The sequence below is a fragment of the Chitinophaga sp. genome (assembly GCF_036566945.1).
Lineage (GTDB): Bacteria > Bacteroidota > Bacteroidia > Chitinophagales > Chitinophagaceae > Chitinophaga.
The window spans coordinates 1-12,700 of the sequence record NZ_DATCVJ010000193.1 but is presented as its reverse complement, the minus strand read 5'-3'; the positions used below and the strand labels follow the sequence as shown (position 1 = coordinate 12,700).

Sequence of the window (12,700 nt, the reverse complement as noted above, 5' to 3'; positions counted from 1 at the left end):
TCAGGGTTTTAGCCATATTGGTAACGTATTTCATGTTACGCACCATTTCTTCGATGGCATTGTCTGTGGTTTGCAGACATTCTGTGAAGTAATTAATGTGATTAGATAACAACTGCTGCATCCCTTCATCTATCAACGCCTGTTTGTCTACAAAATGCTCGTATACTGTTTTCTTGGAGATACCACAATCACGTGCTATGTCAAACATAGTCACTCCCTTCACACCGTAGGTCCTGAACATTTTCAGGGCCGTTTCCAGTATCCGTTCTCTCACCAACATGATTTCCGTTATTATGCCTTTATTCCGTTAATGAAGATTTCCAGCAGTTGTTTTTGTTTATCTATTATAAGATCCATCATTTCATCATCGATATCCATGTCTTCCCTGATATGATCGGGAATAGAAAAGCGTAGGCCCATAGTGGCCTGTGCCAGCAGTTCCGCGGTTTGCGCAGGATCTTTTACTTTAAATTCTCCTAAAGCAACTCCCGCTTTGATAATGTCTGTATGAATATTGAACTCGCGTTGTTTTGCCTTCTTCTTTTCTTCCAGGAAAAATTTAGAGTTGTCCTGGAATATTTGAAATATTTCGAGCCGGCAAAATTTACTGATAAAGTCTCTCCGGAGGTCGATGATATTATATAATGCTTTAGCTGCCGACTTCACGTTCACCGCTTCCTTTTCCATTTGCTGGAAATAGGCTTCTGCAATTTTTTGCAGTACTGCGGTATGCATGGCTTTTTTGTCGGGAAAATAATAATACAGCGACGCTTTGGAGCAGTGAAGATCATCTGCTATTTCGTTCATCGTTGTTTTAGAAGCGCCATAATGAGTAAAACGCTTCAGAGCAGCTTCCAGGATCTTATCCCTCATTTCATCTTTAGCTTCTGTGTGCATTAACTTTTTGACTTTTTTAGTTTCAAGGTCAAAATTAGGAAGATTTTTGGAAATAGTAACAATAGTTGACCATTTAACAGGTATTTAACTTTTCGATAGCAAAAGTCAGAAAGTCAGAGGGGAGGGGAGCGCCTTCGGCGCTTGTCTTTCTCAGGATTGGGCTGATTGTATTGATTTTGATGATTTTCCCCGTGTTTTGTTATTGATATTTCGGAGAATAAAAAAGGGAGATAGCCGCGAATACGCTGCTATCTCCCTAAATCTTATAAAATTTTATACCCTCAAAATCAGTCTAATCATCAAAATCAGCCCAATCCTGAGAAAGACAAGCACCGAAGGCGCTCCCCTTTGCTTATTTTAATTTTTCCAGTGCTGCCTGCAGTTTTTCAAACATAGCAGGGATCTCTTCTTTTACGCAGGTACCTACGCTGAGGCGGTACCATGGAGAGTTCTTAGCAGACCCGAATGCAGAAAACGGCACCAGAGCCAGTTTAGCTTCATTCAGGATGTAGGAAGTAACAGCCGCCTGATCTGCGAGCGCAGTGCCATCAGCCGTTGTTTTGCCTACCAGGTCAAATTTGATAGTGAGATAAATAGCCGCTTGCGGAGCAACAGCATCTACCTGGTGACCAGCTTTCTTCAGTTTGTCGAAGCCCTGGTAAATGTTCACCAGTCTTTCTTCGATTTCGCCTTTGAAGTGTTTCAGGTAGGTATTCACATTCTCTTTCTGTACCAGGTAGCGGGCAGCAGCTTTTTGTTCTGCCATTGGGCTCCAGGCACCTACGTGAGAAAGGATGGATTTCATTTTAGCGATGACGTGCGCGGGTCCTAAAGCCCAGCCAACTCTTACGCCGGTAGCAGCAAAGGCTTTACTCATACCGTCGATGAAGATGGTATAGTTCCTCATCTCAGGGCGGAGGCCTACTGGTGTGTGGTGCTGTGTATCACCGAAGGTGAGTACCCAGTACATCTGATCAAACAGTACATAGAGTGGCTTTTCGTCAGCACCCCTGCTTTTATTTTCGGCCAGCACCAGGTCGCAGATTTCTTCCAGCTGTTGTTTGCCAAAAGCAGTACCGGTTGGGTTCTGCGGTGAGCAAAGCGCCAGCAGAGTAGCACCTTTCAGGAGAGGCTTTAATTCAGCCGCTGTGGGCATGAAATCATTTTCCGGTTTGGTTTCCAGCACCACGTGTTCCGCTTCCAGGAAGTGGGTGTAGTGGTTATTGTTCCAGGAAGGAGTAGCATACACTACTTTTTCACCACGATCCAGAATAGTTCTGAAAGTGGCGTAGATGATAGGACGACCACCGCAGGAAATAACGATTTCCTTTGCAGGATCGTAGGAGAGACCTTCACGCTCAGCTATAAAATCACCCACCGCTTGTCTTAACTCCGCGATGCCATCAGCAGGAGGATAATTAGTAAGGTGCTCCTTATAGGCTGTTATGATTTCCTGTTCAAATTCAACCGGGATAGGAAATACTTTCGGGTCAAAATCGCCAATCGTGAAATTATAGATCTTCTCACCCTTGGCCTGTTTCTCCTTTATTTCAGCTGCTAACTTAATGATTTCGGATCCAATCAGTGTTTCGGCTAAATGAGACAGTTTCATAACCTGCTTTTTTTTGTTGGTTTGGAATAATTTTTCAGCGCGGCAAAAGTAACCGATTTGAAGATAATTTAAAAGAATAGGCTAATTCTTTTCACATTCATCAATAATGGATAGCTGTTATTACATCTCATCTAAACAAAAGGCGTTTTTCAATCTTTCTATCTAGTATTATATTAAAAACAAATGTATCAGAACCTGCAAATCGTTGTGTAAAACCACGTTATCTTCGTGTATAAGATGTGATGAAATTAGGGAGAATGACAAAACTTTCTATCTTTGTTTACAGTACATTTGACCTTTTATGAAAGGTAACATGTGAATCAGGCTGCACGCCTAAGAAGTTACCCAACAACAAAAAACGATAAGCAAACTTATATAAATCATGAAATTTATTGTTTCTTCCTCTACTTTATTAAAACAATTACAACAGATCAGCGGGGTTATCAATTCTAACACAGTATTACCTATACTGGAGGATTTTCTATTCTCAATTGACAAAAACGAACTGACTGTAGTTGCTACTGACCTGGAAACTGTTATGCGGGTGAAGCTGGAGGTAGAAGCCAAGGAAACCGGACGTATCTGTATCCCGGCAAAAATCCTGATGGACTCTCTCAAGAATCTGCCTGATCAACCGCTGACTTTCCACATTGACCTGAATTCTTACGCTGTAGAAATTACTTCAGACAATGGTAAGTACAAGGTAATGGGCGAAAATCCGGAGAACTTCCCCAAAGAACCGGCTGCAGACGACACCACTTCCTTTACCATGTCTGCTACCGGCCTGGTAACCGCTATTAATAAAACACTGTTTGCTGTGAGCAACGATGATCTGCGCCCTGCTATGACAGGCGTGTTCTTCGAAATCGCGCCCGACAGTCTCACTTTTGTAGCCACCGATGCACATCGCCTGGTGAAATATGTAAGAACAGATGTTACCTGCCCACAGGCGGATAGCTTCATCGTGCCTAAGAAGCCGCTGAACCTGTTGAAATCGGCCTTACCTGATAACGATTCTCCCATTAAAGTAGCTTATAGCCAGAACCACTTCTTCGTGCAGCACGAAGGCGCTCAGATGATCTGCCGCCTTATTGACGCCCGTTTCCCTGACTATAAGGTAGTAATACCAAAAGATAATCCTTACCGCCTCACGGTAGTAAAAAGCGACTTCCAGAACGCGTTAAAGCGTGTAGGTGTGTTCGCCAATAAAAGTACCAACCAGGTGGCTCTGAGCATCACTGGTAGCGAATTACAGCTGTCTGCACAGGATGTGGATTTCTCTTTCGAAGGTAACGAGCGTATGAACTGCCAGTACACCGGTGATGATATGCAAATTGCTTTTAATGCAAAGTTCCTGATCGAAATGCTGAACGCTGCTGAAGGCGATGAAATCTCCATCGACCTGGCTACTGCCACCAAAGCAGGTATCCTCAGACCTTCTGAAAAAGAAGAAAATGAAGATCTCCTGATGCTGGTAATGCCATTGATGTTGAATAACTAATCCAAACAGAAAATACAGAAAGCTGAAAGCATAAGGCTGAAAGCAAAAAGCTATTGAAGCGAATAAATAAAGCAGATATTAACCTCGCTTTGATCATTCGCTTCAATAGCTTTTTGCTTTCCGCTTTATGCCTTGTGCTTTACAGCAACGCACCTTATACTTTACAGTAATACACTATACGACAAATCCCCAAAAGAGCCCTTTTATTATTCCCCAAATAGTTGTAATTTTTACCCGGAGTCGATGGAGGAAATGCCCCATACGGTTCATGACAGTAACGCAAGGATAATAACAGTAACGCATATATGATTGCTGTGTATTATAATATCAGATCACTTCCCCCATATCCACTGTATAGATTTTGTTGGCCTGGTTAAGGAGAACCAAACATAGCGCAGCATAATACAACTATATATATTTTACCAGCATATGGTAACGTTTTTTGAACATATTCCGTCCATCTATCGTACTGCCATTTTAATGAGCGGACTGATGCTGCTATGGATCATGGAAGGCATGGCGCCACGGTTCCGTTTTGGCCAGTCGCGCTATAAACATGCTGGTACCAACCTGTTTTTCACACTCACTACTGTGATCGTGAATACCGGGCTGGCCTTCCTGATTGTAAAAGCTTCCCAGTGGACCAGTGCACACCGATTTGGTCTTCTTTACCTCACAGCACTCCCATTATGGCTCCATACCATACTCGCCCTGCTGATGCTGGACTTTATCGGCGCCTGGTTAATTCATTGGGTGCAACATAAAACCGGCTGGATGTGGCAGTTTCATAAAATACATCATATAGATACACAGATAGATGCTACCACGGCGCTACGACATCATCCGGTAGAGAGTTTATTCCGGGTTATTGCCCTTTTTGTGGCCATCATTGCCATGGGCGTGCCTTTCTGGATGGTGATGCTTTATCAGAGCCTGTCGGCCTTCATGTCGCAGTTTAATCATGCTAATATCCATCTGCCCAAATGGCTCGATAATGGGCTAAGCTGGGTGATTGTATCACCAGACATGCACAAAGTGCATCATAGCCACTACCAGCCGCAAACAGATGCCAATTATGCGAATATATTTTCGATATGGGACCGGTTGTTCGGAACATTTGTGAAAGTGCCGGATACCCTCTCTATACGTTACGGATTGGATGAATACCAGGATGCCCGTTACCAGGAAATAGGTACCCTGTTAAAAGTACCCTGGGAACATGCCGCTGTGATGGAGGAAAATGTTAGCAGTCAACATAAATAACCTATAAACAAATTATTATTCCTTCACCTGTTTTCAAAACACGAATACATATGCAACACTCAACAGCCTTAACAAAAACAGCCTGTATATCAGCGCTCATCATTGGTGTATTGTCGGCCGCATTTGCCTTCAGTACCAAAACACCGTCTTATGCAGTCACCGCAGGTTCTGTGGCCATCATCATAGGTCTGATCTCCTTATTTATGGGAAGAAAAAATATCGACGATATGCAACTCGCCGCTGCCGGTATATTTATGGCGGTAGTAGCCTGCCTCGTAGGACTCTGGCAGCTGTACAACTGAATTAGTTCTGCTTGCGGTATTTTTCCATATAGCCTTCAGCGGCTTTCACCGGAAACAATACCAGTGAAGTATCTGACAGCTCTTTAATAATTGTAGTGTCCACAATAGTGGATGTGTCTTTTACACCTTCGGAATGATTCCACAATAACAAGGTGTCGTGCGTCAATCTCCATTTTTCGTATACCAGCGTATACATATTAATGGATCTTGCAGTTCCGTTCTTTCTAAGTTGAAAGCCCTGCATTTCCTTGTCCAGGCCTGCTACAGGCTGTATCCACCTACCTATGAGCTTAGCTGCATCCACATGCAGCGTATCCGCAACAGCAGCGATGCTGTCAGTAATGCCGGCATTACTGCTGTCTGCGATACTTACCAGGCTACTATCATCCTGCAACTCCTCTTTCTCCACCTCCCGGTTCTTAGCCCTATTACAAGCAACGGCCAGTATCAATAAACACACTAAATTGAATCTTACCATGAATTAAAATTACGAATTACGAATTACGAATTACGGGTTTCTGATAAATAATAATGCCGGTCCTCCCCACAAATCCGTAATTCGTAATTCGTAATTCGTAATTTTTAAAAATTTACATTACTTTTATGCCTACACTTTAGGGGTGTTTATCCGCTATTATGCCGGATAAACTGAGATGATACCCTCAGTACCTGAAGCAGTTCATACTGCCGTAGGAAAAAGTAACTGAACCTTTCTCATCTTTCCACATCCTTAAAGTTTATTGTTTCACTTAAATTCCAATTAATCATGGAAGTGCATGTAAACAATAAACTTTATGCGGTGCAGCCAGGAACAACCATTGCTGCACTCTTACAGTTTATTCAACTCTCTGCTCAAAAAGGCATTGCGGTAGCCGTCAATAACCAGGTAATACCCAGGACGCACTGGGACAACCAACCGTTATCGGCTGCGGATAGTATTACTATTATCCGGGCAACACAAGGCGGTTAATCCCGTTCAAACAAATTTCGTATAGCCTTTTCCGTAGTAATTTATTACGGAACAAACATTTCTATCTGTAAAAATCCAGACATCATGCAACAACAGCCTGTGGCACTCAGCCGCACACCATTTCCTGCATCAGAAAAAATCTATGTAGACGGAACCATCCATCCTATAAAAGTAGCCATGCGCAAAATAACGCTCACGGATACACGCATGCATGGAAAAAATGGCGAATCCATTCCCAACGCACCCGTTGTGATATACGATACCAGCGGCGCTTTCTCTGATCCCAATATAGCCATTGACGTGAGTACCGGCATTCCCCGCCTCCGCGAAGAATGGATCATCGCCAGAAAAGACGTGGAACAACTACCGCAATACAGCAGCCCCTTTGTGAGAGGACTCATGCAGGAAGGCGGGAAAATGCCGCTGATGAGCCATACACATCAACCACTGCGCGCAAAAGCAGGACAAAATGTAACGCAATTATACTACGCACAACAGGGCATTATTACACCTGAAATGGAATATATCGCCATCCGTGAAAACCAATGTGCTGATAAATTATACGAAGAAAATAATGCCCTTTGGCAACAGCATAAAGGCCATAGCTTTGGCGCCAATACACCAGTAAAATATATTACCCCGGAATTTGTTCGCCAGGAAATTGCCGCCGGCAGAGCCATCATTCCTTCCAATATCAATCACCCCGAAAGTGAGCCTATGATCATTGGCCGCAACTTCCTGGTGAAAATAAATGCCAACATCGGCAACTCTGCGGTGAGCTCCAGTATTGAAGAGGAAGTGGAAAAATCAGTATGGTCCTGCCGTTGGGGTGCCGACACCATCATGGATCTCAGCACCGGAAAAAATATTCATGAAACAAGAGAATGGATTATCCGTAATTCGCCCGTACCCATTGGCACCGTGCCCATTTATCAGGCTCTCGAAAAAGTGAACGGAAAAGCAGAAGCCCTTACCTGGGAAATTTTCCGCGATACCCTGATAGAACAGGCCGAACAAGGTGTTGACTACTTCACCATTCATGCGGGTGTTTTATTGAGATATATACCGCTAACGGCTAAACGTGTCACCGGTATCGTATCCCGCGGTGGCTCTATTATGGCCAAATGGTGTCTGGCACATCATAAAGAAAACTTCCTGTATACCCACTTCGAAGAAATCTGCGAAATCATGAAAGCCTATGATGTTGCATTTTCTCTGGGAGATGGATTACGCCCCGGCAGCATCGCTGATGCAAATGATGCCGCGCAGTTTGCAGAATTAGAAACCCTCGGTGAACTCACCAAAATAGCCTGGAAACACCAGGTACAGGTAATGATAGAAGGCCCCGGCCATGTGCCCATGCACCTCATCAAAGCCAACATGGACAAACAACTGGAACATTGCCACGAAGCGCCGTTCTATACCCTCGGTCCATTAACCACCGACATAGCACCGGGTTATGATCATATTACCTCCGGCATAGGCGCCGCCATGATAGGCTGGTTTGGTTGTGCTATGCTTTGCTATGTAACGCCTAAAGAACACCTTGGATTACCTGATAAAGAAGATGTACGTCAGGGAGTAATCACCTATAAAATAGCGGCACATGCTGCCGATCTGGCAAAAGGCCATCCCGGCGCCCAGCACCGCGACAATGCCCTCAGCAAAGCCCGATTTGAATTCCGCTGGGAAGACCAGTTTAATTTATCCCTGGATCCGGAAACTGCCCGTTCCTACCACGATGAAACATTGCCGGCAGAAGGAGCTAAAGTGGCGCATTTCTGCTCTATGTGCGGACCCAATTTCTGCTCCATGAAAATTACCCAGGAAGTAAGGGAGTTTGCCGCCCAACAAGGACTGGAAGCTGAAGAAGCAATGGATGCAGGCATGAAAGAAAAAGCCGCCGCCTTTGCTGAACAGGGTGGCGAAATTTATTTCTAAATGGGTTGGCGTAAGGGCGGAGGAAAAAATGATTGGCAGAGAACTTAAGTGATCCGACCGGGAGCCACGATACAGCCACGCAATTTCCGAAAAGATATAGCAACCGAGCTATTATAGTCATTAAAAAAATAAGATTGATCTGGATTATCACATCACCTGAACGAATACACGAAGAAGAGCGGATAATAGCAGCCCTGTTATCCGCAGGCACTTCGCGCGTGCTGCTTCGGAAGCCGGACTGGGATATGGAACAATACAGGATACTGCTGAATAAAATAAATCCGGACTGTTACAATCGCATTCTCATCCGCGATCAGCCAACACTGGCGGCGGAATACGGGCTTGCAGGCGTACACTGGAGCAGCGCCGCGAGAAGTATTTACGAGGCGCAGTTATGCCACCGGGAAAGTAAAACGCTGCAGGCAGAAAGCATCCAAAATGATCTCCATAGTGAAACATTGGACCTGCAATTAGCGACAGAAGAGTGCTCGGAAGGAAATACCACCGAGAGAACAATTGATATTGTTTTTTCGGTGGAAAAAAATACAGTCAGCAGTCCTGATATAATCCTTCCGACAGAAAAAAATGGCTGTAATAACACGACCACTGTTCCTTCTGTTTTAGAAAATTCGATCGCCAACAGCACCGGTATTCACAGCGCAACAGAAATAACGTACACGCCAGCACGCTATTCAACATTATTATTGAGTCCCGTCTTCGACAGCATCTCCAAACCAGGCTACTATGGCAGGGTAGGGGGCATGCTAACAAACAAAGATCACCGGCCGGTACTTGCATTGGGTGGTGTGGACCATACTAATATCGTCTCCCTAAAAAAATGGCAGTATGACGGCGCCGCTTTATTAGGCGCCATCTGGAAAACACCAGCGAAAGCTGTTGAAAACTATTACCGCATTCAGCAATTATGGAACAAGAGCGACCTTACGTCATGAGTTTTGCAGGCCTGGATCCCAGTGGGGGAGCAGGTTTGCTGGCTGATATCAAAACATTCGAACAACACCGGGTATCCGGACTGGGTGTTTGCACCGCTATTACGGTACAAACCCCTGAACAGTTTGTGTCGGTGGAATGGCTACCGGTAACGCATATACTGGCGCAGGCAAAACCGTTGCTCTGCAACCCGCAGCTAAAGCATTGTAAAATCGGTATCATGGCCGATATACAGTCTTTGCTGGAACTGGTGCGGCAGGTAAAACAGCTGTCGCCTGGTATCCGCATTATCCTGGACCCGGTACTCAAAGCATCCGCGGGCCATACTTTCCATGGCAGCATACAACAACAGGCATGGCAAGAACTGCTATCTGAAATATACCTGCTTACTCCCAACTACGATGAGGCGCTAATGTTATCCGGCCTCACAGACGGGGAAGCCGCCGCCAGACAATTGTCTGCCTGGTGCGCGGTATTGCTGAAAGGTGGTCATCGTAAAAACAAGCCGGGATACGACACCTTATACACCGGTGATATCATACATACTTTCAAGCCTTGTCTGGAGAAAGTTTTCCCCAAACACGGCTCCGGTTGTGTATTATCTGCCGCTATTACAGCCGGTTTAGCACATGGCCAATCATTACATGATGCCTGTGCTAACGGGAAAGCATATACTGAGAAACTACTGGCCAGTCATTCATCATTAACAGGATATCATTACATATGATCAGCACATTACATTATATATCGCAACCCGATCACATCAGCAATATCCTCGCCGCCTGCGATGCCGGCTGCAAATGGATTCAGCTACGCATCAAAAACGAATCACCTGCCGCCGTTTTGCCCATGGCGGAAGCCGTAAAAAAAATCTGCGATCGTTACCAGGCATCCCTGATCATTAACGACTATCCGGAAGTAGCGGTGGCCGTAGGCGCCGCAGGCGTACATGTAGGCAAACTGGATATGACAGTGGCCGCAGCCAGAGCCATCACCGGTAGCAACATGATTGTGGGTGGCACCGCCAACACCCTGGAAGATATATTGCAACATGTGGCGGATGGCGCCAATTATGTAGGCGTGGGGCCTTTCCGGTTTACCACTACCAAACAAAACTTAAGTCCCATACTGGGACTGAGTGGTTACCAACAAATTTTACAGGCACTGCAGCAAAAAAATATATCCATTCCCGTTATCGCCATCGGCGGCATTTTGCTGGAAGACATTCCGGCGCTGATCACAGCGGGAGTACACGGCATTGCCGTTAGCGGATTAATTACACAGGCCATTCATAAACAAACGGTCGTAGATCATATTTATCAACAGCTAAACCATACACCCACATGGAGCCTTTAATAATAGCCGGCAAACAGTTTTGTTCCCGGTTGTTTACCGGTACCGGTAAGTTTTCTTCTCCTGCTATCATGGAAAGCGCGCTGCTGGCTTCCGGCAGCGAGCTGGTAACAGTAGCGCTAAAGCGGGTAGAAATGGATAATAAAGCAGATGATATGCTGCAACACCTGGTGCATCCGCGAATCAACCTGTTGCCCAACACCTCCGGTGTGCGCACGGCCAAAGAAGCGGTGTATGCCGCGCAACTCGCCAGGGAAGCCCTGGAAACCAACTGGATAAAACTGGAAATACATCCGGACCCGCGCTATCTTATGCCGGACCCCATAGAAACCTTACTGGCGGCAACGGAACTCGTGAAGCTGGGCTTTGTGGTATTGCCCTATGTACATGCCGATCCGGTGCTGTGCAAACGCCTGGAAGAAGTGGGAACCGCGGCCGTAATGCCGCTGGGCGCCCCTATTGGCAGCAACAAAGGATTAAAAACCTTCGACTTCCTGGAAATCATTATTGCGCAAAGCAATATTCCGGTGATTGTAGATGCAGGTATCAGAAGTCCTTCGCATGCGGCGCAGGCCATGGAAATGGGTGCCAGCGCGGTGTTAGTGAATACCGCCATTGCTATTGCCCGCAACCCGGTGCAGATGGCAGCAGCCTTTAAAGCAGGCGTGGAAGCGGGCCGTATGGCCTACGAAGCTGGCTTACCCGGCAGCAGCCATCAGGCAGTTGCCTCCAGTCCGCTCATTGCCTTTCTGGATGAGGCATAAATCAATTTTATCATCTAATTAATCCTTCATCATGTTTAAAAGCATATTTGATCAGTATGAGTGGAATGAGGTAAAGGCCGGTATCTATGCTAAAACATCCGGAGATGTAGAGCAGGCACTGCACCGCCAACGACGGTCGTTGGACGATTTTGCCGCCCTTATTTCGCCGGCAGCCGCGCCCTACCTGGGGCAAATGGCAGCAATGAGCAATGCCCTTACCCGGCAACGGTTTGGTAATACCATGCAGCTGTATATTCCGATGTACCTCTCTAATGAATGCCAGAACATTTGTACCTACTGCGGATTTAGCCTGGACAACAAGATCAAACGTAAAACCCTCAGCGCAGCGGAAATATTGCTGGAAACAGCCGCCATCAAAGAAATGGGATTTGATCATGTGCTGCTGGTGACCGGAGAAGCCAATCAACAGGTAGGAACCCATTATTTTAAAAAAGTGTTGCAGCTGCTGCGCCCTCATTTCTCACATATATCCATGGAAGTACAACCTATGGATGAGGAGGACTACCGGGAGTTGACCGCCGAGGGCCTGCATGCCGTGTTGGTTTACCAGGAAACGTATCACCAGGACGATTATAAAAAGCACCATCCAAAAGGGCGTAAGTCGAATTTCGACTACCGGCTGGAAACGCCGGACCGGCTGGGCCGTGCGGGCATCCACAAAATGGGGCTGGGGGTGCTGATTGGGCTGGAAGACTGGCGAACAGACAGTTTTTTTACGGCTTTACATCTTAGCTACCTGGAAAAAAAGTATTGGCAAACCAAGTACAGCATCTCTTTTCCACGGCTACGGCCATTTTCCGGGGGACTTACGCCCAAAGTGGTGATGGACGACCGGGAGCTGGTGCAACTCATTTGTGCTTACCGGCTGCTGAACCAGGAAGTTGAACTGAGCATTTCTACCAGGGAAGAAGAAAAATTCAGGAACAACATTGTACATCTGGGTATTACGGCGATGAGTGCGGCTTCCAAAACCAATCCGGGCGGATATACCGTAGATCCACAATCGCTGGAACAGTTTGAGATCTCGGACGACAGGAGTGCGGCGGCTATTGCTGCAATGCTGAAAGCGCAAGGTTATGAACCGGTTTGGAAAGATTGGGATCCTGCCTTTGCATGAAAATAAAA

Annotated in this window: 14 protein-coding genes and 1 riboswitch; of the genes, 10 read left to right on the top strand and 4 right to left on the bottom strand. The window is 45.9% G+C overall.

Annotation, left to right across the window (positions count from 1 at the left end; translation table 11 throughout):
- From VIP81_RS05455 to VIP81_RS05445, 3 genes are all read right to left on the bottom strand, one after another.
- Nucleotides 1–280: TetR/AcrR family transcriptional regulator (locus VIP81_RS05455; RefSeq protein WP_331957460.1), on the bottom strand; the 280-nt coding region annotated here is incomplete at its 3' end.
- 11 nt (nucleotides 281–291) lie between these two features.
- A complete protein-coding gene (locus VIP81_RS05450; protein ID WP_331957459.1) occupies nucleotides 292–897 on the bottom strand; it encodes a TetR/AcrR family transcriptional regulator in 606 nt (201 codons plus the stop codon).
- A gap of 352 nt (nucleotides 898–1,249) precedes the next feature.
- Entirely contained in the window at nucleotides 1,250–2,509 is a 1,260-nt protein-coding gene (locus VIP81_RS05445) for a pyridoxal phosphate-dependent aminotransferase (RefSeq protein ID WP_331957458.1), read from the bottom strand.
- 382 nt (nucleotides 2,510–2,891) lie between these two features.
- Between VIP81_RS05445 and dnaN the strand changes: the two genes are divergently transcribed.
- From dnaN to VIP81_RS05430, 3 genes are all read left to right on the top strand, one after another.
- A complete protein-coding gene (gene dnaN, locus VIP81_RS05440; RefSeq protein ID WP_331957457.1) occupies nucleotides 2,892–4,010 on the top strand; it encodes a DNA polymerase III subunit beta in 1,119 nt (372 codons plus the stop codon).
- 429 nt (nucleotides 4,011–4,439) lie between these two features.
- Nucleotides 4,440–5,273 carry a sterol desaturase family protein gene (locus VIP81_RS05435; RefSeq protein ID WP_331957456.1) on the top strand — a complete coding sequence of 278 codons (834 nt, stop codon included), beginning with the start codon at nucleotides 4,440–4,442 and terminating at the stop codon, nucleotides 5,271–5,273.
- Nucleotides 5,274–5,323: 50 nt separating this feature from the next.
- Nucleotides 5,324–5,575 (top strand): hypothetical protein, encoded by a 252-nt coding sequence (locus VIP81_RS05430; RefSeq protein ID WP_133807115.1) that lies wholly within the window; start codon nucleotides 5,324–5,326, stop codon nucleotides 5,573–5,575.
- A 1-nt stretch (nucleotide 5,576) separates the two neighbouring features.
- Here the strand turns inward: VIP81_RS05430 and VIP81_RS05425 are convergent, their stop codons facing one another.
- Nucleotides 5,577–6,053, bottom strand: a complete 477-nt coding sequence (locus VIP81_RS05425; protein WP_331957455.1) for a lipocalin family protein — start codon at nucleotides 6,051–6,053, stop codon at nucleotides 5,577–5,579.
- A 128-nt stretch (nucleotides 6,054–6,181) separates the two neighbouring features.
- Nucleotides 6,182–6,288: riboswitch (TPP riboswitch) on the top strand.
- 53 nt (nucleotides 6,289–6,341) lie between these two features.
- Between VIP81_RS05425 and thiS the strand changes: the two genes are divergently transcribed.
- The 7 genes from thiS (at nucleotide 6,342) to thiH (ending at nucleotide 12,692) form a co-directional block, all read left to right on the top strand.
- Entirely contained in the window at nucleotides 6,342–6,545 is a 204-nt protein-coding gene (gene thiS / locus VIP81_RS05420) for a sulfur carrier protein ThiS (RefSeq protein ID WP_331957454.1), read from the top strand.
- 84 nt (nucleotides 6,546–6,629) lie between these two features.
- Entirely contained in the window at nucleotides 6,630–8,486 is a 1,857-nt protein-coding gene (gene thiC / locus VIP81_RS05415) for a phosphomethylpyrimidine synthase ThiC (RefSeq protein WP_331957453.1), read from the top strand.
- Between the two features lie 134 nt (nucleotides 8,487–8,620).
- Complete coding sequence (locus VIP81_RS05410; protein WP_331957452.1) at nucleotides 8,621–9,439, top strand: hypothetical protein; 819 nt, start codon at nucleotides 8,621–8,623, stop codon at nucleotides 9,437–9,439.
- A complete protein-coding gene (locus tag VIP81_RS05405; RefSeq protein WP_331957451.1) occupies nucleotides 9,436–10,164 on the top strand; it encodes a hydroxymethylpyrimidine/phosphomethylpyrimidine kinase in 729 nt (242 codons plus the stop codon). The genes VIP81_RS05410 and VIP81_RS05405 overlap by 4 nt, the downstream gene beginning before the upstream one ends.
- Entirely contained in the window at nucleotides 10,161–10,793 is a 633-nt protein-coding gene (locus VIP81_RS05400; protein WP_331957450.1) for a thiamine phosphate synthase, read from the top strand. The genes VIP81_RS05405 and VIP81_RS05400 overlap by 4 nt, the downstream gene beginning before the upstream one ends.
- Nucleotides 10,781–11,554: a thiazole synthase gene (locus tag VIP81_RS05395; RefSeq protein ID WP_331957449.1), complete on the top strand. Its 774-nt coding sequence runs from the start codon at nucleotides 10,781–10,783 to the stop codon at nucleotides 11,552–11,554. The genes VIP81_RS05400 and VIP81_RS05395 overlap by 13 nt, the downstream gene beginning before the upstream one ends.
- Nucleotides 11,555–11,585: 31 nt before the next feature.
- Nucleotides 11,586–12,692, top strand: a complete 1,107-nt coding sequence (gene thiH / locus VIP81_RS05390) for a 2-iminoacetate synthase ThiH (RefSeq protein ID WP_331957448.1) — start codon at nucleotides 11,586–11,588, stop codon at nucleotides 12,690–12,692.
- Nucleotides 12,693–12,700: the final 8 nt, after the last annotated feature.